This window comes from Azospirillum sp. TSO35-2 (assembly GCF_003116095.1).
Lineage (GTDB): Bacteria > Pseudomonadota > Alphaproteobacteria > Azospirillales > Azospirillaceae > Azospirillum.
In genome coordinates, this window is record NZ_LGRA01000021.1 from 2,529,829 (window position 1) to 2,552,349 (window position 22,521).

The window sequence follows — 22,521 nt, forward strand, 5'->3', positions numbered from 1 at the left end:
GGTGGACCGGCCGACCGGCCGAAGTAGGGCCGCCGGCGCCGCCGGCCGAAAAGCCCGGCCCGGGCTCCGATCGTTCGGAGAAAACGCCGGTGGGCGTGCTCAATGGGGGTGCGGCCCGGCGCGAAGCGCTGAGTCGCCGCCAATGGACACCGCCCGCCGGAAGCGGGAGCGTTGGACGTAGCGCCCTTCACGCCGACGGCAAAAAAGAAGGGCGGCCCGCAGCGCTCGTGCCGCGGGCCGCCCTTTTCCGGTAATCCCGTCCGTTCAGACGTTCAGCAGCAGGTTCTCGCGTTCCCAGGAGCTGATGACCCGGTTGTAGGCCTCGTACTCCGCCTCCTTCACGCAGGTGACGGCGTCGATGAAGCGTTCGCCCAGGATTTCCTTCAGCGGCTTGCAGGCGTTGAACTTGGTCAGCGCCTCCGCCTGATGGCGGGCCAGGGTGAAGGCGAGGCGGTAGGCGGAGCCCTTGATCGGGTCGTTCGGCTCCAGCCCCTGGGTCATGCCGATGAAGCCGCAGGCCAGCGACGCGGCGATGGCCAGATAGGGGTTGGCGTCGGCGCCGGCCACCCGGTTCTCCACTCGGCGGGCGTCCGGCTGCGACACCGGCACGCGCAGGCCGGTGGTGCGGTTGTCGCGGCCCCAATGCACGTTGATCGGCGCGTCGGAGTTCGGGATCAGCCGGCGGTAGCTGTTGACGTTCGGCGCCAGCAGCGGCATCGCGTAGGGCAGGTATTTCTGCAGGCCGGCGATGTGCGACAGGAACAGGGCGCTGTCGGTGCCGTCGGGGTTGGCGAACAGGTTGCGGCCGCTGTCGGCGTCGACCACCGACTGGTGGATGTGCATGGCGCTGCCCGGCTCGCCCTGCATCGGCTTGGCCATGAAGGTGGCGTAGATCTGGTGGCGGATCGCCGCCTCGCGCGCGGTGCGCTTGAACAGGAAGGCCTGGTCGGCCAGTTCCAGCGCGTCGCCGTGGTTGAAGTTGATCTCGATCTGCGCCGCCCCGGCCTCGTGCGTCAGGGTGTCGATGTCGATGTCCTGCTTTTCGCAGAAATCATAGACCGCCTCGAAGATCGGGTCGAACTCGTTGACCGCGTCGATGCCGAAGGCCTGCCGGCCGCTCTCCATCCGGCCGTTGCGGCCGACCGGCGGCACCAGCGGGTAGTCGGGGTCCTTGTTGACCTGGACCAGGAAGAACTCCAGTTCCGGCGCCACCAGCGGCTTCCAGCCGCGCTCCTCGTACAGCGCCAGCACGCGCTTCAGCACATGGCGGGGCGAGACGTCGACCGGGCGGCCGTCGGCGTAGACGCAGTCGGTGATGACCTGCGCCGTCGGCTCGTTGTACCAGGGGACGAAGCGGATCGTGCGTTCGTCCGGGATCATGTAGATGTCGGAATTCTCGTCGGCGGTGATGTCCTCGTCCTCGGGGAACTCACCGGTCACGGTCTGGACGAAGATCGCCTCGGGCAGGCGCAGGCCACGGTCGCGCAGGATGCGGAGGAATTTTTCGGCGGGGACGATCTTGCCCCGCGCGATGCCCGACATGTCGGGCACCAGACATTCGACTTCGGTAATGCGGTTCTTCTTGATGAAGTCTTCCATAAAACCCATGGGTGTGGCGGACCGCTCCGGGCGATGGGCAGCCCCCTCCGTGCTGTGGACGACAGCGACACTATGACGCCGTTCGCGGGGGGCGCGCCAGAGGGACCTGTCGGGGGAATGCCATGATTTTTTTACGCCTTGGCCGCCACATGATGTAAATTGCATAAATTCAGAATTACTCTCCCAAAAAACTTCAAAGGTGTGGCGATGCATTATTTCATACTTATAGCTGCAGTTTTTGCCCTCTTTGGATGCGTCACTGTCAGGGATGGGACCACTCGTCCCGCCACGGCAGACACAGCGGCAGCGCCACAGGCCGGGAAGCAGCAACCCAAGAAGGAATGCGCAATTTCGACGGAGTACGTCGCGCGTTACGGCATGGATAAAGCTCGAAAGAAGTTGGCGGAGTGCGAAAAGCAAAACACTGCAGCGGAAGGCAGAGCCAACGCAAATGCAAGAGCGGCATCTGCGCAGAAACCTGCGAAACCACAGAAGCCTGCTGCAGCAAAACCCCAAAAAGAATGTGCAGTCTCAACCGAATATGTCGCTCGGGTTGGCTTCGAAAGGGCTAGAAAAGAACTTGAGGCCTGCGAAGGCAATTAAAAACATGGCATGGTTCAGCCCCTCGCCGTGATGTGAAAGCTGTTCCCTCGGTCGAATGGTCTTTCGCGTATTTGCGATTGACCACGACCAGCGGGAGAGCCTTAAACTGCGCCGCATGCCGAAAGCCTCATACCTGAACAGCTGGTACGCCGCCTCCGCCGCCCCCCGGCCCGACCATCCCATCCTGGAGGGCGAGCTGGCGTGCGACGTCTGCGTCGTCGGCGGCGGCTACACCGGCCTGACCGCGGCGCTGGAACTGGCGGAGCGCGGCCTCGACGTCATCCTCTTGGAGGCGGAGCGCTGCGGCTGGGGCGCGTCGGGCCGCAACGGCGGCCAGATCATCACCGGCTACAACAAGCCGATGGCGACGATCGAAAGCTGGGTCGGCAAGGACGACGCCCGCCACCTGTGGGATTTCGGCGAGGAGGCCAAGGCCCAGCTCGCCGAACGGGTGGAGCGCCACGCCATCGCCTGCGACCTGACCTGGGGCTTCGCCTACGCCGCGCTGAAGCCGCGCCACATGCAGGACGTGACGGCGCTGGAGCGCGAGATGCGCGACGACTACGGCTATGACAAGGTACGGCGGCTCGACCGCGCCGGCATCCGCGACCATGTCCGCAGCGACGCCTACATCGGCGGCCTGCTGGACGAGGGCAGCGGCCATCTCCATCCGCTGAACTACGCGCTGGGGCTGGCCCGCGCCGCCGACGCCGCCGGGGTCCGCGTCTTCGAGAACAGCCGCGTCATCGCGCTCGACAGCGGCAGCGCGCCCTGGGTCAGCACCGGGCGCGGCCGGGTCCGTGCCAGGCACCTGATCCTCGCCGGCAACGCCTATCTGGGCGGGCTGGCGCCGGGGCTGGCCCGCACCATCATGCCGGTCGCCACCTACCTGATCGCCACCGAACCGCTGGGGGAGGCGCGCGCCAAGGCGCTGCTGCCGACCAACATCGCGGTGTCGGACATGAACTTCGCGCTGAACTATTTCCGCCGGTCGGCCGACCACCGGCTGCTGTTCGGCGGCGGCGTCAGCTATTCCGGGCTCGACGCGCCGGGGCTGAAGCAGGCGATGCGGCTGAAGATGCTGGGGGTCTATCCGGAGCTGCGCGACGCCCGCGTCGACTACTTCTGGGGCGGGCAGGTCGCCATCACCATGAACCGCATGCCGCATCTGGGGCGGCTGTCGCCGACCACCCTGTTCGCCCACGGCTATTCCGGGCATGGCGTGGCGCTGGCCGGCATGGCCGGCCGCGTGATGGCCGAGGCGGTGCGCGGAACGGCGGAGCGGTTCGACGTGTTCGCCCGCGTCCCCCACATGCATTTTCCCGGCGGCCGGCGGTTCCGCACACCGGCGTTGGTCCTCGCAATGCTCTGGTTCCGTTTGCGCGATCTGCTGTAGGGTGCTCCGGCATTCCATTGCCCGCAGCCCATTGTCCATTGCGTCCGGAACCGATGACCGACACCCCCAGCAGCGACGAGCCCACCACCGGCGGCGCCCCCGCCCCCGCCGATTCCGCTGTGGACAAGGAGGTGGCGGACAAGGCGGCGCAGGAGAATGTGCTCGCCCAGCCGATGCGGGACACCCATTTCGATTTCCAGCACAAGGTGTTCAGCCTGCCCGGCGCCTTCTTCTGCCAGGAGCCGAACAGCAAGGACGCCGTCCTCAACATCCTGCTCGGCGACCTGAAGGTGGCGCTGGCCTTCCCCACCCTGATGGAGTCCTTCCAGATCGAGGAGGGCAGCCACGACGCCCGCCTGCTGGAGATCATCGAGCAGGGGCTAGCCTTCGTGAAGCAGATCCGCCCCGGCGAGGAAATCCCCGGCGAGCTGCTGGACGGCCGGGCGTCCTGGTCGGTGGACGACAAGCACCGCGCCCTCGCCAAGGGCCGCCTGATCGTGCAGCTGGTGTCCTTCGTCGGCGGCGGCGAGATGATCGTGTCGGACGCCGACGAGCTGGAACAGCTGGTGGAGGATCCGCAGACCCAGGGCAAGGTGAAGATCGCCTTCGCCCGGATCGCCGAGCGGCTGAAGCTGACCACCAACCCCGAACAGTATCTGAACGACCGCATCGACGATCTGGCGCAGGAGCTGTCCTACATCGAGGCGCTGCGCGACCGCTTCAAGCACATCCGCAAGATCGACTCCTGCCTGGGCAAGCTGGCCACGGTCTACCGCACCGACCGCACCTTCTGCAGCGAGTTGAACCGGATGCAGGGGCTGATCCGCAAGCCGCTGTCCGAATACGACCTGATCTTCGACCAGGCCGACGCGCAGACCGGCGACATCGTCGGCGCCCTGCGCAACTTCCACCCCACCGTGCAGTTCATCCGCAAGATCCGCGACGACCTCCGCGCCAAGCTGCTGGAATGGGAGGATCTGCTCCGCGGCTGGGACGAGGTGTCGCTGGAACGCTCCCCCAAGATCGAGCAATTGCAGAAGCAGACCTACCGCTTCCTGGCCAGCCGCTACATCGAGACGACGGTGTGGAAGCGCGGCGGGTGAGGATGTGGGAGTGTCGGCTTCGAATGCCCCCACCCTAACCCTCCCCCGCTATCGCGGGAGAGGGAACTCCGCCGCTTCGGCATTCACGTTACGCCGACAAGCGTCTTACCCCCTCTCCCGCGGAGCTCTCGCACAAACCTCCGGTTTGTGCTGACGCGACAGGCGGACCACAGGTCCGCTGAGAGCGGGGGAGGGATGGGGAGGGGGCAATTGAGGTGGGGGGCATCGTCAGCCGAAGCCCCACCGCCTCACGCCACCCCGCGCAACTCCGCCGCCCGGCTCAGATCCACGCTGACCAGTTGCGACACGCCGCGTTCGACCATCGTCACGCCGAACAGGCGGTCGACCCGCGCCATGGTCAGGCGGTGGTGGGTGATGATCAGGAAGCGGGTGTCGCCCTGGCGGGCGATGTCCTCGACCAGATCGCAGAAGCGGCCGACATTCGCCTCGTCCAGCGGGGCGTCGACCTCGTCCAGCACGCAGATCGGCGCCGGGTTGGAGCGGAACACCGCGAACAGCAGCGACAGCGCCGTCAGCGCCTGCTCGCCGCCCGACAGCAGCGACAGCACCTGCAGCTTCTTGCCGGGCGGGCTGGCGTAGATCTCCAGGCCGGCGTTCAGCGGGTCCTCGGCGTTCACCAGTTCCAGATAGGCCTTGCCGCCGCCGAACAGCCGGGTGAACAGCTCCTGGAAGTCGCGGTTGACCACGTCGAAGCTGGCGATCAGCCGTTCGCGCGCCTCGCGGTTCAGGCTGGCGATTCCCTGACGCAGCCGGGCGATGGCGGCGGTCAGGTCGTCGCGCTCGCCATGCAGGCCGGCGATCTGGGCGTCCAGCTCACTCGCCTCCAGCTCGGCGCGCAGATTGACCGGCCCCATGCCGTCGCGCTCGCGCGTCAGCTTGTCGAGCCGCGCCTCCACCGCGCCGGCATCGGGCAGCGGTTCATCCGGGGCAAGCTCGGCGGCGGCGCGGGTGTCGTCCGGCCGGCAGTCCAGCCGCTCGGCGATCCGCTCGGTCAGGGTGCGTTCCTGCTGGAGCGCCGCCGACACCGCCGCCTCGGCGCGGGCGCGGGCTTCACGGCCGTCGGCCAGCGCGGCCTCGGCGTCGTGCAGCGCCTGTTCGGTCTCGGCCAGCCGGGCTTCGGCCCCGGCCAGCGCGTCGGCGGCGCGCTTGCGGTCGCGCTCCGCCGCGGCGATGCGGTCCTGCAACTCCTGGCGCTCCGCCGCGATCGCCGCCGGCCGGCCGGACAGTTGGGCGATCTCACCCTCCGCCGCCTCGGCCCGGCTGCGCAGTTCGGCGACCCGCCCGCCGGCCCCGGCGGAGCGGGTGTCCCACGAGGCGGTTTCGGCCTGGATCGCCGCCAGCCGTTGCGCCCGCGCCTGCGCCTCGCGCGTCAGCCGGTCGAGCGCGTTCTGCCGCTCGGCCAGGACGGCGCGGTGTTCGGCCAGCGCCGCCCGCTGCTCGTTGACCCGTTCCCGCCCCTCCCGCGCGTCCGGCAAGGCGTCGAGCAGCTCCACCGCCTCGTCGCGGCGGCTGGCGGCCTCGCGTTCGTCGGCGGCCAGCCGCTCCACCGCCTCGACCAGCGCGGCGAGGCGGGAGGACGCCGCGTCGGCCTCACGCGCCAGCTTGGCGTGGCGGTCGCGGGCGGTGTTGAGCGCGCCGAAGCCCTCGCGCACCGCATCGCGGGCGCGGCGGTCGGCCTGGGCGGCGGCCTCCACCGCCAGCTTGGCCGCCTCCAGCGCCTCGCGCGCCTCCTCCACCCGCTCGTCGGCGAGATCGAGGTCGCCGCGCAGCTCGGCCAGCCGGTTGCGCTGCTTCAGCCGCACCGCCGCGGCGGTCGGCGCCCCGGCCTGGACGGTCAGCCCGTCCCAGCGCCACGCCCCGCCGTCGCGACTGACCAGGACCTGCCCCGGCGCCAGCGCCCCCACCAGCGCCACACCGCTTGCGGCGTCATCGACCACCCCGACATGGGCCAGCGCCCGGCCGGCGGCCGGCGGCCCCTGCACCCGGTCGGCCAGCGGCTCGGCCCCCGGCGGCAGCGGCGCCACGGCGTCGTAGCCGGGCAGCGTGCGCCAATGCACCGGCGCCGCCTCGTCCAGCGGCGCCGTCAGCGCGTCGCCCAGCGCGGCGGCCAGTGCGCCCTCATAGCCCGGTGCCACCGTGACGGCGTCGACCAGTGGCGGGAACAGCCCGCCGGCCCCGGCCTCCAGCAGTTCGGCCAGCGCCCGCTCCTCGGCGCGCAGCTTGGCGCGGGCGGACTCGGCGACGGACAGCGCCTCCCGCGCGCGGGACTGGGCCGGTTCGGCGTCCGCCTTGGCGTGCTCGGCGGCCTCGGCGGCGTCGCGCGCCTGCTCCAGCCGCTGCTCGGCCAGTTCCACCGCCAGTTCGGCCTCCGACAGGTCGGCGCGGCCGGCGATTTCCGCCTCCAGCGCGGCGCGCTGGGCCTTCTGTTCGGCCAGCCGGGTGGCCAGCCCCAGGGCGCGGGCCTGCAACTCGGCGACCTGACGCTGGGTGGCGGCGCGGCGGGCCTCGTCGGCGGCGACCGCCTCGGTCAGACGGGTCAGCTCGCGGTCGAGCGTGTCGACGCGGTCGCGCGCCTCGGCCAGCGCCTCGCCGGCGGCCTCCTCCAGCATCTCCTCGTCGGACTGGGCGGCCAGCAGCCGGTCACGCTCGGCCTCCAACCGGGCCAGCGCCTCGCCGGCGTCGGCGGCCAGCGCCTCCTCGCGGCCAAGGTCGCCGGCGATCTGGCGCAGCCGGGCCTCCAGGGCGCGCTGCTGCTCGGCAACGCGCTTGTCCTCGGCATCGAGCTGCTCGCGGGCGATGACCAGCCGTTGCAGCGCCGCGGCGGCGCGCGCCTCGCTCTGCCGGGTGTCGGGCAGGCCGGCGGCGGCCTCGGTCCGGCGGGCGGCGAGCTGGTTGACCGCCAGCATGCGGTCGCGCACCGCGGCCTCGGCGGCGGCGAAGGCGGCGTGGGCGCGCTGGCGGTCGTCCTGCGCCGCCATCCAGCGCAGGTGCCACAGCACCGCCTCCGCCTTGCGGATCTGGTCGGACAGGTTGCGGTAGCGGGCGGCCTGCCGCGCCTGCTTCTTCAGGCTCTGCAGTTGGGTGTCCATCGCCCCGATGACGTCGTCGAGGCGGGTCAGGTTGGTTTCCGCCGCCTTCAGCCGCAACTCGGCCTCGTGGCGGCGGGAATGCAGGCCGGTGATGCCGGCGGCTTCCTCCAGCAGGGCGCGGCGGTCCTGCGGCTTGGCCGAGATGATCTGCGCCACCTTGCCCTGGCTGACCAGCGCCGGGGAGCCGGCGCCCGACGCGTTGTCGGCGAACAGCAGCTGCACGTCGCGCGCCCGCACCAGCTTGCCGTTGACCCGGTAGTCGGAGCCCGACCCGCGCTCGATCCGCCGGGTGATCTCCAGCTCGTCATGCTCGTTGAGGCTGGCGGGCGCGGTGCGCGCGCGGTTATCGACCGCCAGCGTCACCTCGCCCAGATTGCGGGCCGGACGGCTGGAGGTGCCGCCGAAGATGACGTCGTCCATGTCGTCGCCGCGCATCCGCTTGGCCGACGTCTCGCCCATCACCCAGCGCAGCGCCTCCACCAGATTGGACTTGCCGCAGCCGTTGGGACCGACGATGCCGGTCATCCCGGGTTCGATGACCAGCTCCGTGGCATCGACGAACGACTTGAAGCCCGACAGGCGGAGACGCGTGAACTGCACTGGGGAACAACCTTTGGTGTACTGAAGGCTATTGTAGGTGTCTGCACGGGAAGACTAATGCCCCCACCCCGCCCTCCCCCGCTGGCGCGGGAGAGGGTGCCTTATGCATAGGCGGCGGCAGTCCCCTCTCCCGCGATCGGACCGGCCTTCGGCCGGCCGAGGGCGGGGGAGGGTTAGGGAGGGGGCATCACGCAGCGCCCAAACGACACAGCGAACAGTCAGCCCATCACTTCAGCAGCTTGTCGATCACCTTGGCGAACTCCTCGAAGGACTGGGCGCCTTCGACGCGTTCCTTGCCGTCGTTCAGGATGAAGGTCGGGGTCGCCTCGATCTTGTACTGGTTCTGGCCGGTCAGGCGGCTGTTCAGGATGGCGTCGGCCAGTTCCTTGCTGGCGAAGCAGGCGTCGATGGTGTCCTGCGTCATGCCGGCGAGCTTGCCGTACTGGGCCAGCGCCTTGTTCGGATCGCTGGAGCGGCTCCAGGTCGACTGGCTCTTGAACAGCACGTCGGTCAGCGGGTAGTAGCGCTCGGTGGGCGCGCAATGGGCCAGCATGCTGGCCTGCAGCGCCGCCTGGTCAAAGGGGAAGTCGCGGAAGATCAGCTTCACCTTGCCGGTGTCGATGTAGGTTTCCTTGATCTTCGGCAGCACGTCGGCGTGGAAATGGGCGCAGTGCGGGCAGGTCATCGACGAATAGTCGAGGATCGTCACCGGCGCCTTCGGATCGCCCAGCACGCGGTCGGCCATCAGCTCCGACACCGGCGGCAGCGTCGCGGCGGCGAGCGCGGTGGTGGGCGCGGCGGTCATGGCCGTGCCGAACGCAGCGGTGACGCCAACGGCGAGAAGCCCGGCGAGGCCCAAAATTTTGCGGTTCACTTTGCCCTCATCCCTACCAGATGTTGATGTATAGCCAATGACGTCCCGGCCCGTCCAGCGCGGCGCCGGGGATTCCTCCGCCCCGCCCCCTCACCGGGGGGTGGTGGGCGCCCGTTTCGGCCGGGCCAGCAGCGAGCGGCCGAAGCGCTCCAGGGTGGCGCGCAGCTCCTCGTCCTCGACGGTGGCGGTGGTGGCGGTGATGCCGATCTCCTCGTCCATCGTCAGCGGGCGCGGGCGCACCACCGGGGACGGGGTCGACGGCAAGGCGGCGTGGATCAGCCGGATCTTCACCACCGCGCGGTAGCCGAAGAAGCTGTTGATCCGTTCGATGATCTGCGGTTCCAGATGCTGCAGTTCCAGCGCGATGGCGCCCATGGCGCGGATGTGCAGCGTCGCCTCCTCCCGCTTGCCGCGGGGGAAGCTCAGCTTGTCGGGGGCGGTGCGCAGCGAGAGCTGCTGGCCAACGATCGACGGCCAGTCGGTGATCAGCGCGCCGAAGGCAAGCCCGCGCTTGCCCAGCACCTTGCCGGCGACCTCCGGAACGGATTGGCCGATGCGACGCGGTCCGCTCATGCTCTGCGATCACTCCTGTGCGGCGCCCGCTTCTGGTCATGCGACCGGGGCGCCCGGTTCCGGTCATGTGGGGTGACGGCACCCTAGCGCAAGCGTGGGCTGATGCCCAGCACCGCGCCCGTCCCTTCCCCAGACGCTCCGGACCCTCTATTTCTTCCCTCCATGATTCCAGATTCGCTGATCCCCGATTCGATTCCGGCCGACGCCGCGGCGCGGCTGCTGTCCTGGTACGACCGTCACCGCCGCGACCTGCCCTGGCGCGCCAGGCCGGGCGAGACCGCGGATCCCTACCGGGTCTGGCTGTCGGAGATCATGCTGCAGCAGACCACCGTCCCGGCCGCCGCCCCCTATTTCCGCAACTTCACCGAACGCTGGCCGACGGTGCGGGCGCTGGCCGATACGCCGCTGGACGACCTGCTGGTCGCCTGGGCCGGGCTCGGCTACTACGCGCGCGCCCGCAACCTGCACAAATGCGCCCGCGTGGTGGCGGACCGGCCGGATGGGCGTTTCCCGGACAACGAGGCGGACTTGCTGGAGCTGCCGGGCATCGGCGCCTACACCGCCGCCGCCATCACCGCCATCGCCTTCGGCCGCAAGGCGACGGTGGTCGACGGCAACGTCGAGCGGGTGATCGCCCGCATCTTCGCGGTGGAAGAGCCGCTGCCGAACGCCAAGCCGACCCTGCGCCGGCTCGCCGCCACCCTGACGCCGGACCAACGGCCGGGCGACTACGCCCAGGCGATGATGGACCTCGGCGCCACCGTCTGCACCCCGCGCAAGCCGAAATGCATGCTGTGCCCGTGGGCCGAGTTCTGCCGCGCCCGCGCGCTCGGCGTCGCCGACGGCCTGCCGCGCAAGGTGGCGAAGGCCGACAAGCCGACCCGGCGCGGCGTCGCCTATTGGCTGCTGAACCCCGACGGCGCCGTCCTGCTGCGCCGCCGGGCGGAGGAGGGTTTGCTGGGCGGCATGACCGAGGTGCCCTCCACCCACTGGGCGGCCGACGCGCCGGCCGAGGCCGCGGTGGCGGCGCAGCAGCCGCTGCCGGTGCGCTGGCGCCGGCTGCCCGGCATGGTCCGCCACACTTTCAGCCATTTCCACCTGGAACTTGAGGTGGTCGCCGGATCGGCCGGCGACGGCTGGCAGCGGGCGGACGGGCTGTGGGTGCCGGTCGACCGGCTGGGCGACCAGGCGCTGCCGTCGGTGATGGTCAAGGTGGTCCGCCACGCGCTGGCCCACGCCTGACCGCCGCGCCTGAAGATTGGGAGTGCCGATCGGAATGCCCCGCGCCTTGCTGTCCGCCCTCCTGCCCGCCCTGGTGGCGCTGCTGGCCCTGACCGTCCTGGCAAGGGCCGAACCGCCGCCGAAGGCGGACGCCGGGAAGGGCGCCGGGGTGGCGCTGGTGCTGGCGCTCGACGGATCGGCCTCGATCACCACCGGCGACCTCGAATTCCAGCTCCAGGGCCATGCCGCGGCCTTCCGCGACGCCGCGGTGGCCGAGGCGCTGGCGGCGGCCGGCGCGCGGGTGACGCTGACCGCCTATTCCGGGCCGAACAGCCTGCGGGTGCTGATCCCCTGGACGCCGCTGACGACGCCGGAGGACGCGGCGCGCTTCGCCGACCGTATCGACGCCCTGCCCCGCGGCTTCCAGGGCGACTCGACGGCGCTGGGCAGCGCCATCGAGACGGCGGCCAAGCTGTTCGACCAGAAGGACGCGGGCCGGGGCGGACAGGCGTCGCGCCGGGTGATCGACCTGGTGTCGAACGGCTTTTCCAACGGCGGCCTCGACCCGGCGGTGGCCCGCGACCGCGCCACCCGGAACGGCATCGTCATCAACGGGCTGGCGATCCTCGACGAATTCCCCTGGCTGGAGGAGTATTTCGAGGAAAACGTGATCGGCGGCCCCGGCAGCTTCGTGAAGAGCGCGATGGACAAGGACAGCTTCGTCGCGGCCCTGCGGCAGAAACTCATCCTTGAAATGGTCGCCCTGCCCGATCACATGCCGAGCCAAGGCATCGCCGTACCATAGCCGTGGACAGGGATTGAGGAGCGTCGATCGTGGAGCGGGTGGATGTCCTGGTGATCGGGGCCGGCATGGCCGGCGCCTCGGCGGCCTACGAGCTGTCGGCGCAGCGAACGGTCGTGGTGCTGGAGCGCGAATCGCAGCCCGGCTACCATTCGACCGGCCGGTCGGCGGCGCTCTACACCCAGACCTACGGCCCGGCGGCGATCCGCGCCCTGACGGTGGCGAGCTGGGATTTCTACACCAACCCGCCCGCCGGCTTCACCGACCACACCCTGCTGACCCCGCGCGGCGTGCTGATCATCGGCCGCGAGCATGAAACCGCCCGTCTGGACGCCGAGTTCGACGGCGGCCGCCGCCTGACCCCGTCGGTCGAACGCTTCGACCGCGCGCAGGTGCTGGCCCGCGCCCCCTTCCTGCGCCCGGACTACGTCGGCGGCGGCGTGTGGGAGCCCGACGCCCGCGACATCGACGTCCACGCCCTGCACCAGGGCTGCCTGCGCGGCCTGAAGGCGCGCGGCGGCCGGGTGGTGACCGACGCCGACGTCCGCGGGCTGGCCCGCCGCGGCGGGCTGTGGGTCGCCGACACCGCCGCCGGCACCTTCGCCGCGCCGGTGCTGGTGAACGCCGCCGGCGCCTGGGCCGACGCGATGGCCCGGCTGGCCGGCGTCGCCACCGTCGGGCTGGTGCCGAAGCGGCGCACCGCCATCACCTTCGACCCGGTGTTCGCCGATCCGGCCGACAAGGCGGGGCTGGACGGCTGGCCGATGGTGTCGGACATCGCCGAGACCTTCTACGTCAAGCCGGACGCCGGCCGGCTGCTCGCCTCCCCCGCCGACCAGACGCCGGTCGAGCCCTGCGACGTGCAGCCGGAGGACATCGACGTCGCCGAAACGGTGGACCGGCTGGAACAAGCGTCGCGTTTCACCGTTCGACGGTTGGCGCACCGCTGGGCGGGCCTGCGCAGCTTCGTCGCCGACAAGGTGCCGGTCGTCGGCTTCGCCCCCGACGCGGAGGGCTTCTTCTGGCTGGCCGGCCAGGGCGGCTACGGCATCCAGACCGCGCCCGCGCTGGGCCGCGTCGCCGCGGCGCTCGCCACCGGCGGCGACCTGCCGGAGGATGTCCGTGCGCTGGGCGTGGCCGCGTCCGACCTGTCGCCGGGCCGCCCCGCGCTGATCGGGAAGGGAGGGATGTCATGACCATGGGTCGCACGTCCGGCAAGACCATCCGGCGGACCGCATTCCGGCGGACCACCCTCGCCGCGCTGGCGTGTGCGCTGGCCGCGGCGCTGAACGGCTGCGCCAACCCGGCGGCCGACCAGGCGCTGGTCGCGCAGACCGCGCTGATCGGCATGCCGAAGGAAACGCTGCTGTCCTGCGCCGGCGTGCCCGACCGTCAGGCCAGCGTCGACAACCGCGAGTATTTCACCTACCGCAGCGCCCGCATCGTCTCATACCCAAGCCCCGCCTTCGGCATGTATGGCGGCGGCTGGGGACCGCGCCGCTACGGTTACGGCTATGGCCTGGACTGGCCGGCCTACGGCACCGAGATCTCCAGCTTCGACTGCGATGCAACCTTCAGTTTGCGGAATGGTGTCGTCGAACGCGTTGTGTATGGTGGTGCTTCCGGCGGAGCCGCGCGACTTGGACAATGCTACGCCATCGTCCAGAACTGCTTGGCGCTGATTCCACAACCGACGATCAAACCAAGCCCTTGATTTCGCTGTCCATGCGACAACTCGTCACTGTTGCAGAGCTGCTGCATCGGGACGCGTTCGGTTGTGCCCCTCTAGTACCCATAGCCCGGGTCTGGTAATAGCTCCATTGGCTGATGCCACAGAACAGCAACAACGCATTGCCTGGAGCAGACCCCCATGAAGATTCTGTCGCGCGCCGCCGCCGCCCTGCTGGCGACCTCGGCCCTTGTCGCCATTGCCTCCCCGTCGCTCGCTCAGGATTTCAAGGGCAAGTCGGCCGGCGACATCCTCGTCCGTGCGCGCGGCCTGGCCGTGCTGCCCCAGGAAAAGGGCACGCTGAACAACACCGCTCTGGGTGACATCGGGTCGGCCAAGGTCGGCAACGACTTCATCCCCGAGGTCGATTTCAGCTACTTCTTCACCGACAACATCGCGGCCGAGCTGATCGCCGGCACCAGCCGCCACAAGGTCAGCGGCAACCTGCGCTCGGCGCTGGGCAGCGGCATCGAGATCGGCAAGGTCTCCCTGCTGCCGCCGACCCTGACCCTGCAGTACCACTTCATGCCGAAGGAGCGCATCAGCCCCTACGTCGGCGCCGGCATCAACTACACGCTGTTCTACCGTGAGGACGCGGCCAACAACCCGAACCCGGCCGGCCTGCGCATCACCGACGTCGAGTACAAGAACCGCTTCGGCTGGGCCCTCCAGGCCGGTGTCGACGTTGCCCTGACCGGCAACTGGTCGCTGAACCTCGACGTCAAGAAGATCTTCCTGAAGACCGACGTCAGCGCCACCGTCAACGGCGCGCTGCCGGTCACCTCGAAGGTCACGCTGGACCCGTGGCTGGTCGGCGTCGGCGTCGGCTACCGCTTCTAAGCGGACCAATCCCGACGGTTCCGGCGCCCTTCGCGGTGCCGGAACGCGGCGAGATCGGGGGCGACCCTCTCCTTTTGGAGGGGGCCGCCCTTTCTTTTTGGCGGGTTGCCTTGTGGAGCGTTCCACCCGGACCATGATTCAATCATTGGCTCATCGGAAGGGAGGCCGTACCGCCATGCACGTCGCAGCCGTATTGAAGCGCAAGGGCAGCCGCATCGTGTCCGCCGCACCGGGCGACACGGTCGCCGCGGTCACCCGCCTGCTGACCGAACACCGGATCGGCGCGGTCCTGGTGATGAACGAGGACGGGTTGCCGGTCGGCATCCTGTCGGAACGCGACATCGTGCGGGCCGTCGCCCGCGACGGGGCGGCGGCGCTCGACCGTCCGGCCGCCGACCTGATGACGCGCGAGCTGATCACCGCCGCCCCCAACGACACCGTCGCCGACATGATGGCGGTGATGACCGAACGCCGCATCCGCCATGTGCCGATCGTCGAGGATGGCCGGGTGATCGGCGTCATCAGCATCGGCGACGTCGTGAAGGCGCGGATCGACGACGCCGAACTGGAGGTCGAGTCGCTGCGCGGCTATGTCGCCGGAATGGGGTGAGCAGCCCCCCTGCGGGAACGGACAGAGCCCCGCCGGACCGGGTCCGGCGGGGCTCTGTCCATCGACACCGAAGCGTCTTGCGTCAGGCCGAATGCGACTGCGGGAAGGCCATCGCCGCCTGGGTGCGGTTGCGCACGCCCAGCGACTTGAAGATCGCCGTCATGTGGATCTTCACCGTGCCTTCGGACAGGCCCAGTTCATGGGCGATCTGCTTGTTCGACTTGCCCTCGCGCAGGCGGTCGAGCACCTCGCGCTGGCGCTGGGTCAGCAGCTGTTCCAACTGCGGGTCGGACGGCGGCATGACCGAACCGCCACCGCCGCGCATGTCGGCCTCCGCGCCCTCGCGCAGCACCGTCGCCGGGACATAGACGCCGCCGGAGAAGATCAGGTCGAGCGCGCTCAGCATGATCTTCACGCTGGACGATTTCGGAATGTAGCCGGCGGCACCGTTTTCCAGCGCCTCCCGCACGTCGGAGTGCGCCTCCGAGGCGGAAATCACCACCACCTTGGCCCCCGGCTGCCGGTCGCGCAGCATGCCGATCCCGGAAAAGCCCGGCCAACCGGGCATCCGCAGGTCGGTCAGGACGAGGTCGTAACTCTCGCCGGACGCCGCCATGTCCAGAAGCTCATCGAAATTGCTGGCCTCCGCGAAAGTTGCACTCTCGCGGAGTTGCTCAAGCAGACGGCGAAGACCTTCCCGAAACAGGACGTGATCATCACCGATCAGGATTTTCATCGCTCAAACTCCCGAACCATGCCTGCCCTCCGAAAGTCGCCCCATGGACTTGAGAAAAGGAGGGGGCTGTCGCCACCCGCATATTCCCTAAAATCCAAAGGATATAGCAGGTACCGGCCGAACGTAATCTCTATTGAGATGTAACACGCAGGGGCGAGAGTGGACAACCGGAAATTAACTTTTGTCACGGCTCTGGCCACCAATCGGCGGAGTGGACCCAGCCCGTCGGCGATATCTCCAAGGACATATAACAATTCCAAGACATTTTGCAAACGCACAGTACGGCCACAAAAAAAGGCCGGGCCGGCACCCGAACGGTGCCGAACCGGCCTCAGATCCTCGGTGTCCGCAGGAGCGTCGGACACCGATCCCCACATCAACGGTCCCGGGCGGCGAACCGCCCATGGCCCGGCGTCCGCACGACGACTCAGAACGCCGCGTCTTCCAGTTCCATCAGCGGCTTGGCGCCGGCCGTGATGGTGATGAACAGGCTGTTCACCTGGGGCAGCAGCTTGGCCATGTAGAAGCGCGCGGTCGTGATCTTCGCCTCGTAGAAGGCGGCGTTGCCGTCGCCGGCCGCCAGCTTCGCCTTGGCCGCCTTGACCATGGTCAGCCAGCTCCAGCCCAGCGCCACCAGCCCGAACAGGCGCAGGTAGTCGGACGCCGCAGCCCCCGCCTCCTCCGGATCCTTCAGGCCCTTCTGGGCGATCAGGGCGGTCGCCTGCTGCAGCTTGGCGAAGGCCTTGGCCAGCGGCATCACGAACTCGCCCAGCTCGTCGTCCTCCATGCCGGCCTCGATGTCGCGGCCGACCGGGTGGAAGAAGTGGCGCAGCAGGCGGCCCATGTCCTGCGGCAGCTTGCGGCCGACGAGGTCGAGCGCCTGGATGCCGTTGGTGCCTTCGTAGATCTGGCAGATGCGGGCGTCGCGGACATACTGCTCGACGCCGGTTTCCCAGATGAAGCCGTGGCCGCCATGGACCTGCACGGCGATGTTGGCCGACTCGAAGCCGATGTCGGTGAACAGCGCCTTGACGATCGGCGTCATCAGCTGGACGAACTCGTCGCTGTCGCGCTTGGTGCGCGGGTCGGCGTGCCGCTCCGCCACGTCGAGGTGATAGGCGACCAGCGCGCCGAGCGCGCGGGCGCCCTCGGTGTAGGCGCGGGCGGTCATCAGGTTCTTGCGCACGTCGGGATGGACGATGATCGGGTCGGCCGGCTTGTCCGGCGCCTTCACCCCCGACAGCGAGCGGCCCTGGAGCCGTTCGCGGGCGTAGTTGACGGCGTTCTGATAGCTGACCTCGGACAGCCCCAGCCCCTGGATGCCCACGGCCAGGCGGGCCGCGTTCATCATCACGAACATGGCGCGCATGCCCTTGTGCGGTTCGCCGACCAGCCAGCCGGTGGCGTCCTCGAAGTTCATGACGCAGGTCGACGACGCCTTGATCCCCATCTTGTGCTCGATGGAGCCGCAGGCGACGCCGTTGAGCGCGCCGGGGGTGCCGTCTTCCTTGGCCAAGAACTTCGGCACCAGGAACAGGCTGATGCCGCGGGTCCCGGCCGGGGCGTCGGGCAGGCGGGCCAGCACCAGATGCAGGATGTTCTCGGTCAGGTCATGCTCGCCGGCCGAGATGAAGATCTTGGTGCCGGTGATCGTGTAGCCGCCCTGCTCGTCCGGCACCGCCTTGGTGCGGATGATGCCGAGGTCGGTGCCGCAATGCGGCTCGGTCAGGCACATGGTGCCGGACCAGGTGCCGTCGACCAGCTTGGGCAGGAAGCGCTGCTTCAGCTCGTCCGAGCCGTACATCGACAGCGCGTTGTAGGCGCCGAGCGACAGGCCGGGATACATGCCGAAACTGAGGTTGGCGGAGCAGATGAACTCCTCCAGCATGATGTTGACCAGCTTCGGCAGACCCTGCCCGCCATAGGCCGGGTCGCAGGCCAGACCCTGCCAGCCGGCCTCGATGTAGGTGGCGTAGGCTTCCTTGAAGCCCTTCGGCGTGCGGACCACGCCGTTCTCGAAATGGCAGCCCTCGCCGTCGCCGGACTGGTTCAGCGGGAACAGCACCTCCTCGCACAGCTTGGCGCCTTCCTCCAGCACTTGGCCAACGAGTTCCGGCGTCGCCTCCTCATAGCCCGGCAGGGCCGACAGCTTGTCCAGCCCGACGATCTCGTCGAGGACGAAGCGCACATCCTCCAGCGGAGCCTTGTAGATCGGCATCTCTCGTTCCTCCCCCTCAGTTCCGCAGCGGCTTGCCGGTGAGCAGCATGTGCTCGATCCGGTCGATGGTGCCGGTGGTGTGCACCAGGCCCATGAAGGCCTCGCGCTCCAGCCGCAGGACGTGATCCTCGCCGACCGGCTTGGAGACGTCGGAGTCGCCGCCGCTCAGCACGTCGGCCAGGGCGGCGCAGACCACCTTGTCGTGCGGCGTCACCTTGCCCTGCAGGGCGAAGCCCTCCACCGCCAGCTCCATCGCCGCCTTGGCGCTGGGGCCGGGCAGGACGTAGGCCGTGGTCTTCTCCGGCGGGGTGTAGTTTTCCGCCAGCTCCAGCGCCTTGGCCTTGGCGTCGGCCAGCAGGCGGTCGCGGTTCATGGTGATGCCGTCGGTGGCGCGGAAATACAGCAGCTCCTTGGCCTCGGCCGCCGACTTGGCGACGGTGGCGGTGCTGATGATCTCGAACGCCTTGGCGATGCCGGGCATCGGCCCGCGCGGCGCCTTCGGGTTGGCCTGATGGCGGGCCAGCATCTCGGTGCAGCCGCCCCAGGCCGGGATCAGGCCGACGCCGACCTCGACCAGCCCGACATAGGTCTCGGCGTGGGCCTGGACATGGTCGGAGTGCAGCAGGATCTCGCAGCCGCCGCCCAACGCCATGCCGCTGGGCGCCGCCACCACCGGGAAGGGCGCGTATTTCAGCGCGCGGTAGGTGCGCTGGCCGCCCTCCACCATCTCCTCGATCTGCGGCCACAGGCCGATGTTCAGCGCGAACAGGGCGAGGCCCAGGTTGGCGCCGACCGAGAAATTGTCGGCCTCGTTGTGGATGACCAGGGCCTTCCACACACCCTTGCCGTCGCCGACCAGCCCCATGGCCTTACCGTAGGCGGCCATGATGTCGGCGTCGACCGCGTTCATCTTGCTGGTGAACTCGACGCACAGCACGCCGTCGCCGATGTCCCACAGGCTGGCCGAGCCGTTCTTCCACACCGGCTTGCCGGCGGCCCGCTTGACGTCGGACAGCAGCAGCACGCCGTCGGGGCGGACCACGGTGTCATAGACGCCGCCGGTGGTCAGGTGCTGGAGCTTGCCGTCCTCCACCCGGTAGAACGGGCGGCCGGCGGCGGTCTCGATCAGCGCCGGGACGGGGATGCCCTCCGACCGGCACAGCTCGGCGAACCAGACGGAGCCCAGGCGGTCGATCAGCTCGAACGGCCCCTGCTTCCAGTTGTAGCCGAGCCGCATGCCCTCATCGACGGCGACGATGCTGTCGGCGATCTCCGGCACCAGGCTGGCGGCGTAGGCCAGGGTCTGCGCCAGCACGCGGCGGGCGAAGCGGCCGCCCTTGTCGGGATGCTCGCACAGCTTGCGCAGGTCGCGGCCGGCGGACGAGACGCTGTCCAGCCGGGCCTTCTCCGACGGGGCGTAGGCGCCGGTCTTCAGGTCGACCGACTCCTTCACCTTGCCGCCGCCGGCCTTGTTGATGCGGTAGAAGCCGCCCTTGCCCTTGCGGCCGATGTAGCCGTCGGCGATCATCCTGGTGATGACCGCGTGCTCGCGCACCTGCTCGCGGTAGGCGTCGCCGGCCGGCAGGGTCGCCAGCATCGACTTGGCGATGTGCGGCATCAGGTCGAGCCCGACGAGGTCCATCAGGCCGAACACGCCGGTCTTGGGGATGCCCATCGGCCGGCCGCCGACGGCGTCCGCCTCCTCGACCGTCAGGCCCAGATCGACCGCGGCGTTGACTGCCGCCTGGATCCAGAAGACGCCGATGCGGTTGGCGATGAAGCCGGGCGTGTCCTTGCAGTGCACCACGCCCTTGCCCAGGCGGCGGTCGCAGACGTCGGCGATGGCCGCCAGCGCGTCGGTGCGGGTCGCCGGGCCGCCGACGATCTCCAGCAGCCGCATGTAGCGCGGCGGGTTGAAGAAGTGGGTGATCAGGAAGTCCTGGGCGAAGCGCTCGCTCTGCCCCCCCGTCAGCACCGCCAGCGGGATGGTCGAGGTGTTGGACGACACCACCGAGCCCGCCTTGCGCACCGGGTCGATGCGCGTGTAGAGGTCGGCCTTGATCGCCGGATTCTCGACGATGGCCTCGACGATCCAGTCGACGTCGGCCAGCAGGTTCAGGTCATCCTCGAGATTGCCGGGCGTGATCAGCCGGGCGTTCTTGGGGTGCATGAAGGGGGCCGGGTCGGTCTTCAGCATCTTGGCCACGGCGCCCTTGGCGATGGCGCTGCGGTCACCCTCCTTGGCCGGAATGTCCAGGAGGACGCAGGGGATGCCGGCGTTGGCGAAATGGGCGGCGATGCCGGCGCCCATCACGCCCGCACCGATCACGGCGGCGCGTTCGATCTTCATTGAGTGGTTCCTCCCCTCGTCCGCCGTCAGACCGCTTCCAGGATGGTGGCGATGCCCTGGCCGCCGCCGATGCACTGGGTCGCCAGCGCGAACTGCTTGCCTTCGCGCTTCAGCAGCGACGCCGCCTTGCCGGTGATGCGGGCGCCGGTGGCGCCCAGCGGGTGGCCGAGCGCCAGCGCGCCGCCGTCCAGGTTGATCTTGCCCGGATCGATGTCGAGGTCGCGCAGGCAGGCGAGCGACTGGGACGAGAAGGCCTCGTTGATCTCGACGATGTCGATGTCGTTGATCGACAGGCCGGCGCGGGCCAGCGCCTTGCGGGTCGCCGGGATCGGGCCGAGCCCCATCAGGTCGGGGGCGCAGCCGGCGACGGCGACCGAGCGGATCTTCGCCAGGATCGGCAGGCCGTTGGCCCGGGCGTACTCCTCCGTCGTCACCAGCACGACCGACGCGCCGTCGGTCAGCGGCGAGGAGGTGCCGGCGGTGACCGACCCGTCGGCGATGAAGGCCGGCTTCAGGCCCGACAGCCCCTCGACGGTGGTGCCGGGGCGGATGCAGCCGTCCTTGTCGACCAGACCGGCCGGCGTCTCGATGCCGACGATCTCGTCCGACAGGCGGCCGGCGGCCTGGGCCTCGGCGGCCTTGGCGTGCGAGGAGACGGCCAGCGCCTCCTGGTCGGCGCGGGCGATGCCGTACTGGCGGGCGACATTCTCGGCGGTGATGCCCATCGAGCAGTAGGCTTCCGGATAGGCTGCCTTCAGCGCCGGGTTCGGCATCGGGTTGAAGCCCATGATCGGCACGCGGGTCATCGACTCGACGCCGCCGCAGACGAAGACCTCGCCGGCGCCCATCTGGATGGCGCCCGCCGCCTGGTGGATCGCCTGCATCGACGAGCCGCAATAGCGGTTGACCGTGGTGGCCGCCGCGGTCTGCGGCAGCTTGGCCAGGAAGGAGATGGTGCGGGCGACGTTCAGCCCCTGCTCGCCCTCCGGGAAGGAGCAGCCGACGATCACATCCTCGATGTCGTCGGTCTTCAGGCCGGTGCGCTCGACCAGCGCCGCGATGACGCGGGCCAGCAGATCGTCGGGGCGGACCTTGGTCAGTTCGCCCTTGTGGGCGAAGGCGAAGGGCGAACGGGCGTAACCGGCGATGACGACCGACTTCATGAGTGCTTCTCCTCCATTCCATGCGTCTCCGTGATGCCGTTGCGGCGAAGATGCTCGGAGATCTGGGTGTCGATGGTGCGCAGCTCCGACAGCGTCTGCTGGACGTCGCGGAGCTGCTGTTCAAGCGCGAGGATCCGGCCGCGGGCGAGGGAGCGCATGTAGCGCATCTGCTCGATCTGGGCGTCGTCCGTGTCGTAGAGGTTCAGGAAATCCTTGATTTCGGCCAGGCTGAAGCCCAGCCGCTTGCCCCGGCAGATCAGCGCCAGCCGGGCGCGGTCGCGATGGCCGTAGACCCGGGCGGTGCCGGCGCGTTCCGGCGTCAGCAGCCCTTCGTCCTCGTAATGGCGGATGGTGCGGTGGGTCAGCCCGAACTCCCCGGCCAGTTCGCCGATGGCGAGCCGGATGGCCGGACCGTTCAGGTCCGCCCCCTCCCCCATCATGCCGGTGCCGCTCGCCGACCAGTCCACGCCGTGCCCCCTCCGCATCGTTCCCTGACGTTTACGTAAAGGTAAGGTCACTGCCGCACGCTGTCAACAGACTTGTTGACCCCACAAACCACTTTGCCCGGACGGCCGACGGCGCCCGGTCCGTCCGCTCCACCAACGGGTGCGGCGCGCCCGCGCAGTGACAGGATGCCACGCTCCGGCGCCGGCACCGGCTATGGCAGGCTCCGCCCTTGGGAGAGCATGCCCGACCCCGGTTCCATCATATGGGGACCGGACAGAGCCGATGCACAGACGGCCGGAAAGGCCGCGGAACGCATCGGATTCGGGCGGATCAGGACAGGGGAGAGGAGACGACCCATGTCGGCGCGCGTCATCGTATCGCTGGGTGTCTGGATACTGGTCACGGTGCTGCTCGGCACGCTGACCATCGGTCTGGCGCTGGCCTTCTATGTGCTGCTGACCGTGTGCTTTGCGGTGCTCGTGCTGGCGCTGACGCTGCTCGCCCGCCGGCGCGACGACCGGCGGGACCACAGTTACCTGTAGAGACT

General features: G+C 69.4%; 18 protein-coding genes. 9 read left to right on the forward strand and 9 right to left on the reverse strand.

Annotated elements, in window-relative coordinates; genetic code table 11:
- Window positions 1-264: 264 nt before the first annotated feature.
- Window positions 265-1,608, reverse strand: a complete 1,344-nt coding sequence (locus TSO352_RS27565; protein WP_109110259.1) for a glutamine synthetase family protein — start codon at window positions 1,606-1,608, stop codon at window positions 265-267.
- 709 nt (window positions 1,609-2,317) lie between these two features.
- Here TSO352_RS27565 and TSO352_RS27570 point away from each other — a divergent pair.
- The gene (locus TSO352_RS27570; RefSeq protein WP_109110260.1) at window positions 2,318-3,598 is read left to right on the forward strand and encodes an FAD-binding oxidoreductase; all 1,281 of its coding nucleotides are present in this window, start codon (window positions 2,318-2,320) and stop codon (window positions 3,596-3,598) included.
- 53 nt (window positions 3,599-3,651) lie between these two features.
- Window positions 3,652-4,701: a hypothetical protein gene (locus TSO352_RS27575; protein ID WP_109110261.1), complete on the forward strand. Its 1,050-nt coding sequence runs from the start codon at window positions 3,652-3,654 to the stop codon at window positions 4,699-4,701.
- Between the two features lie 248 nt (window positions 4,702-4,949).
- Here the strand turns inward: TSO352_RS27575 and smc are convergent, their stop codons facing one another.
- The 3 genes from smc to TSO352_RS27590 all read right to left on the reverse strand — a co-directional run bounded on the left by smc (window position 4,950) and on the right by TSO352_RS27590 (window position 9,858).
- Window positions 4,950-8,411, reverse strand: coding sequence for a chromosome segregation protein SMC (smc, locus tag TSO352_RS27580; protein WP_109110262.1), 3,462 nt, complete (start codon window positions 8,409-8,411; stop codon window positions 4,950-4,952).
- A 226-nt stretch (window positions 8,412-8,637) separates the two neighbouring features.
- Window positions 8,638-9,285 (reverse strand): DsbA family protein, encoded by a 648-nt coding sequence (locus tag TSO352_RS27585; protein WP_247872464.1) that lies wholly within the window; start codon window positions 9,283-9,285, stop codon window positions 8,638-8,640.
- A gap of 90 nt (window positions 9,286-9,375) precedes the next feature.
- Entirely contained in the window at window positions 9,376-9,858 is a 483-nt protein-coding gene (locus tag TSO352_RS27590) for a DciA family protein (protein ID WP_109110264.1), read from the reverse strand.
- Between the two features lie 162 nt (window positions 9,859-10,020).
- On the opposite strand from TSO352_RS27590, the gene mutY reads away from it, so the two are divergent.
- From mutY to TSO352_RS27620, 6 genes are all read left to right on the forward strand, one after another.
- A complete protein-coding gene (gene mutY / locus TSO352_RS27595) occupies window positions 10,021-11,100 on the forward strand; it encodes an A/G-specific adenine glycosylase (protein WP_109110265.1) in 1,080 nt (359 codons plus the stop codon).
- A 34-nt stretch (window positions 11,101-11,134) separates the two neighbouring features.
- The gene (locus TSO352_RS27600; protein WP_109110266.1) at window positions 11,135-11,884 is read left to right on the forward strand and encodes a DUF1194 domain-containing protein; all 750 of its coding nucleotides are present in this window, start codon (window positions 11,135-11,137) and stop codon (window positions 11,882-11,884) included.
- A 29-nt stretch (window positions 11,885-11,913) separates the two neighbouring features.
- Window positions 11,914-13,077, forward strand: a complete 1,164-nt coding sequence (locus TSO352_RS27605) for an FAD-binding oxidoreductase (protein WP_109110267.1) — start codon at window positions 11,914-11,916, stop codon at window positions 13,075-13,077.
- The gene (locus TSO352_RS27610) at window positions 13,074-13,595 is read left to right on the forward strand and encodes a hypothetical protein (protein WP_247872465.1); all 522 of its coding nucleotides are present in this window, start codon (window positions 13,074-13,076) and stop codon (window positions 13,593-13,595) included. The genes TSO352_RS27605 and TSO352_RS27610 overlap by 4 nt, the downstream gene beginning before the upstream one ends.
- Before the next feature lie 156 nt (window positions 13,596-13,751).
- Window positions 13,752-14,450, forward strand: a complete 699-nt coding sequence (locus TSO352_RS27615) for an OmpW family outer membrane protein (protein ID WP_199231736.1) — start codon at window positions 13,752-13,754, stop codon at window positions 14,448-14,450.
- Between the two features lie 175 nt (window positions 14,451-14,625).
- Window positions 14,626-15,060 (forward strand): CBS domain-containing protein, encoded by a 435-nt coding sequence (locus TSO352_RS27620; protein ID WP_109110268.1) that lies wholly within the window; start codon window positions 14,626-14,628, stop codon window positions 15,058-15,060.
- Window positions 15,061-15,142: 82 nt separating this feature from the next.
- Here TSO352_RS27620 and TSO352_RS27625 read toward each other — a convergent pair whose 3' ends face one another.
- The 5 genes from TSO352_RS27625 to TSO352_RS27645 form a co-directional block, all read right to left on the reverse strand.
- Window positions 15,143-15,796, reverse strand: coding sequence for a response regulator transcription factor (locus tag TSO352_RS27625; protein WP_109110269.1), 654 nt, complete (start codon window positions 15,794-15,796; stop codon window positions 15,143-15,145).
- 427 nt (window positions 15,797-16,223) lie between these two features.
- Window positions 16,224-18,014 carry an acyl-CoA dehydrogenase C-terminal domain-containing protein gene (locus tag TSO352_RS27630; protein ID WP_109110270.1) on the reverse strand — a complete coding sequence of 597 codons (1,791 nt, stop codon included), beginning with the start codon at window positions 18,012-18,014 and terminating at the stop codon, window positions 16,224-16,226.
- Window positions 18,015-18,030: 16 nt separating this feature from the next.
- Window positions 18,031-20,364, reverse strand: coding sequence for a 3-hydroxyacyl-CoA dehydrogenase/enoyl-CoA hydratase family protein (locus TSO352_RS27635; RefSeq protein ID WP_109110271.1), 2,334 nt, complete (start codon window positions 20,362-20,364; stop codon window positions 18,031-18,033).
- A 26-nt stretch (window positions 20,365-20,390) separates the two neighbouring features.
- Window positions 20,391-21,527 carry a thiolase family protein gene (locus tag TSO352_RS27640; RefSeq protein ID WP_109110272.1) on the reverse strand — a complete coding sequence of 379 codons (1,137 nt, stop codon included), beginning with the start codon at window positions 21,525-21,527 and terminating at the stop codon, window positions 20,391-20,393.
- Window positions 21,524-21,967 (reverse strand): MerR family DNA-binding transcriptional regulator, encoded by a 444-nt coding sequence (locus tag TSO352_RS27645; protein ID WP_109110908.1) that lies wholly within the window; start codon window positions 21,965-21,967, stop codon window positions 21,524-21,526. The genes TSO352_RS27640 and TSO352_RS27645 overlap by 4 nt, the downstream gene beginning before the upstream one ends.
- A 363-nt stretch (window positions 21,968-22,330) precedes the next feature.
- Between TSO352_RS27645 and TSO352_RS27650 the strand changes: the two genes are divergently transcribed.
- On the forward strand, window positions 22,331-22,516 hold the full coding sequence (locus TSO352_RS27650; RefSeq protein ID WP_109110273.1) for a hypothetical protein: 186 nt from the start codon (window positions 22,331-22,333) through the stop codon (window positions 22,514-22,516).
- Window positions 22,517-22,521: the final 5 nt, after the last annotated feature.

Bases quoted from the DNA above. Each gene is read 5' to 3' on its own strand.
- TSO352_RS27645 (WP_109110908.1), bottom strand. From the start codon at position 21,967: ATGATGGGGGAGGGGGCGGACCTGAACGGTCCGGCCATCCGGCTCGCC.
- mutY (WP_109110265.1), top strand. From the start codon at position 10,021: ATGATTCCAGATTCGCTGATCCCCGATTCGATTCCGGCCGACGCCGCG.
- TSO352_RS27625 (WP_109110269.1), bottom strand. From the start codon at position 15,796: ATGAAAATCCTGATCGGTGATGATCACGTCCTGTTTCGGGAAGGTCTT.
- TSO352_RS27590 (WP_109110264.1), bottom strand. From the start codon at position 9,858: ATGAGCGGACCGCGTCGCATCGGCCAATCCGTTCCGGAGGTCGCCGGC.
- TSO352_RS27615 (WP_199231736.1), top strand. From the start codon at position 13,752: ATGAAGATTCTGTCGCGCGCCGCCGCCGCCCTGCTGGCGACCTCGGCC.
- TSO352_RS27610 (WP_247872465.1), top strand. From the start codon at position 13,074: ATGACCATGGGTCGCACGTCCGGCAAGACCATCCGGCGGACCGCATTC.
- TSO352_RS27650 (WP_109110273.1), top strand. From the start codon at position 22,331: ATGTCGGCGCGCGTCATCGTATCGCTGGGTGTCTGGATACTGGTCACG.
- TSO352_RS27620 (WP_109110268.1), top strand. From the start codon at position 14,626: ATGCACGTCGCAGCCGTATTGAAGCGCAAGGGCAGCCGCATCGTGTCC.
- TSO352_RS27565 (WP_109110259.1), bottom strand. From the start codon at position 1,608: ATGGGTTTTATGGAAGACTTCATCAAGAAGAACCGCATTACCGAAGTC.
- TSO352_RS27630 (WP_109110270.1), bottom strand. From the start codon at position 18,014: ATGCCGATCTACAAGGCTCCGCTGGAGGATGTGCGCTTCGTCCTCGAC.
- TSO352_RS27635 (WP_109110271.1), bottom strand. From the start codon at position 20,364: ATGAAGATCGAACGCGCCGCCGTGATCGGTGCGGGCGTGATGGGCGCC.
- TSO352_RS27575 (WP_109110261.1), top strand. From the start codon at position 3,652: ATGACCGACACCCCCAGCAGCGACGAGCCCACCACCGGCGGCGCCCCC.
- TSO352_RS27570 (WP_109110260.1), top strand. From the start codon at position 2,318: ATGCCGAAAGCCTCATACCTGAACAGCTGGTACGCCGCCTCCGCCGCC.
- TSO352_RS27600 (WP_109110266.1), top strand. From the start codon at position 11,135: ATGCCCCGCGCCTTGCTGTCCGCCCTCCTGCCCGCCCTGGTGGCGCTG.
- TSO352_RS27640 (WP_109110272.1), bottom strand. From the start codon at position 21,527: ATGAAGTCGGTCGTCATCGCCGGTTACGCCCGTTCGCCCTTCGCCTTC.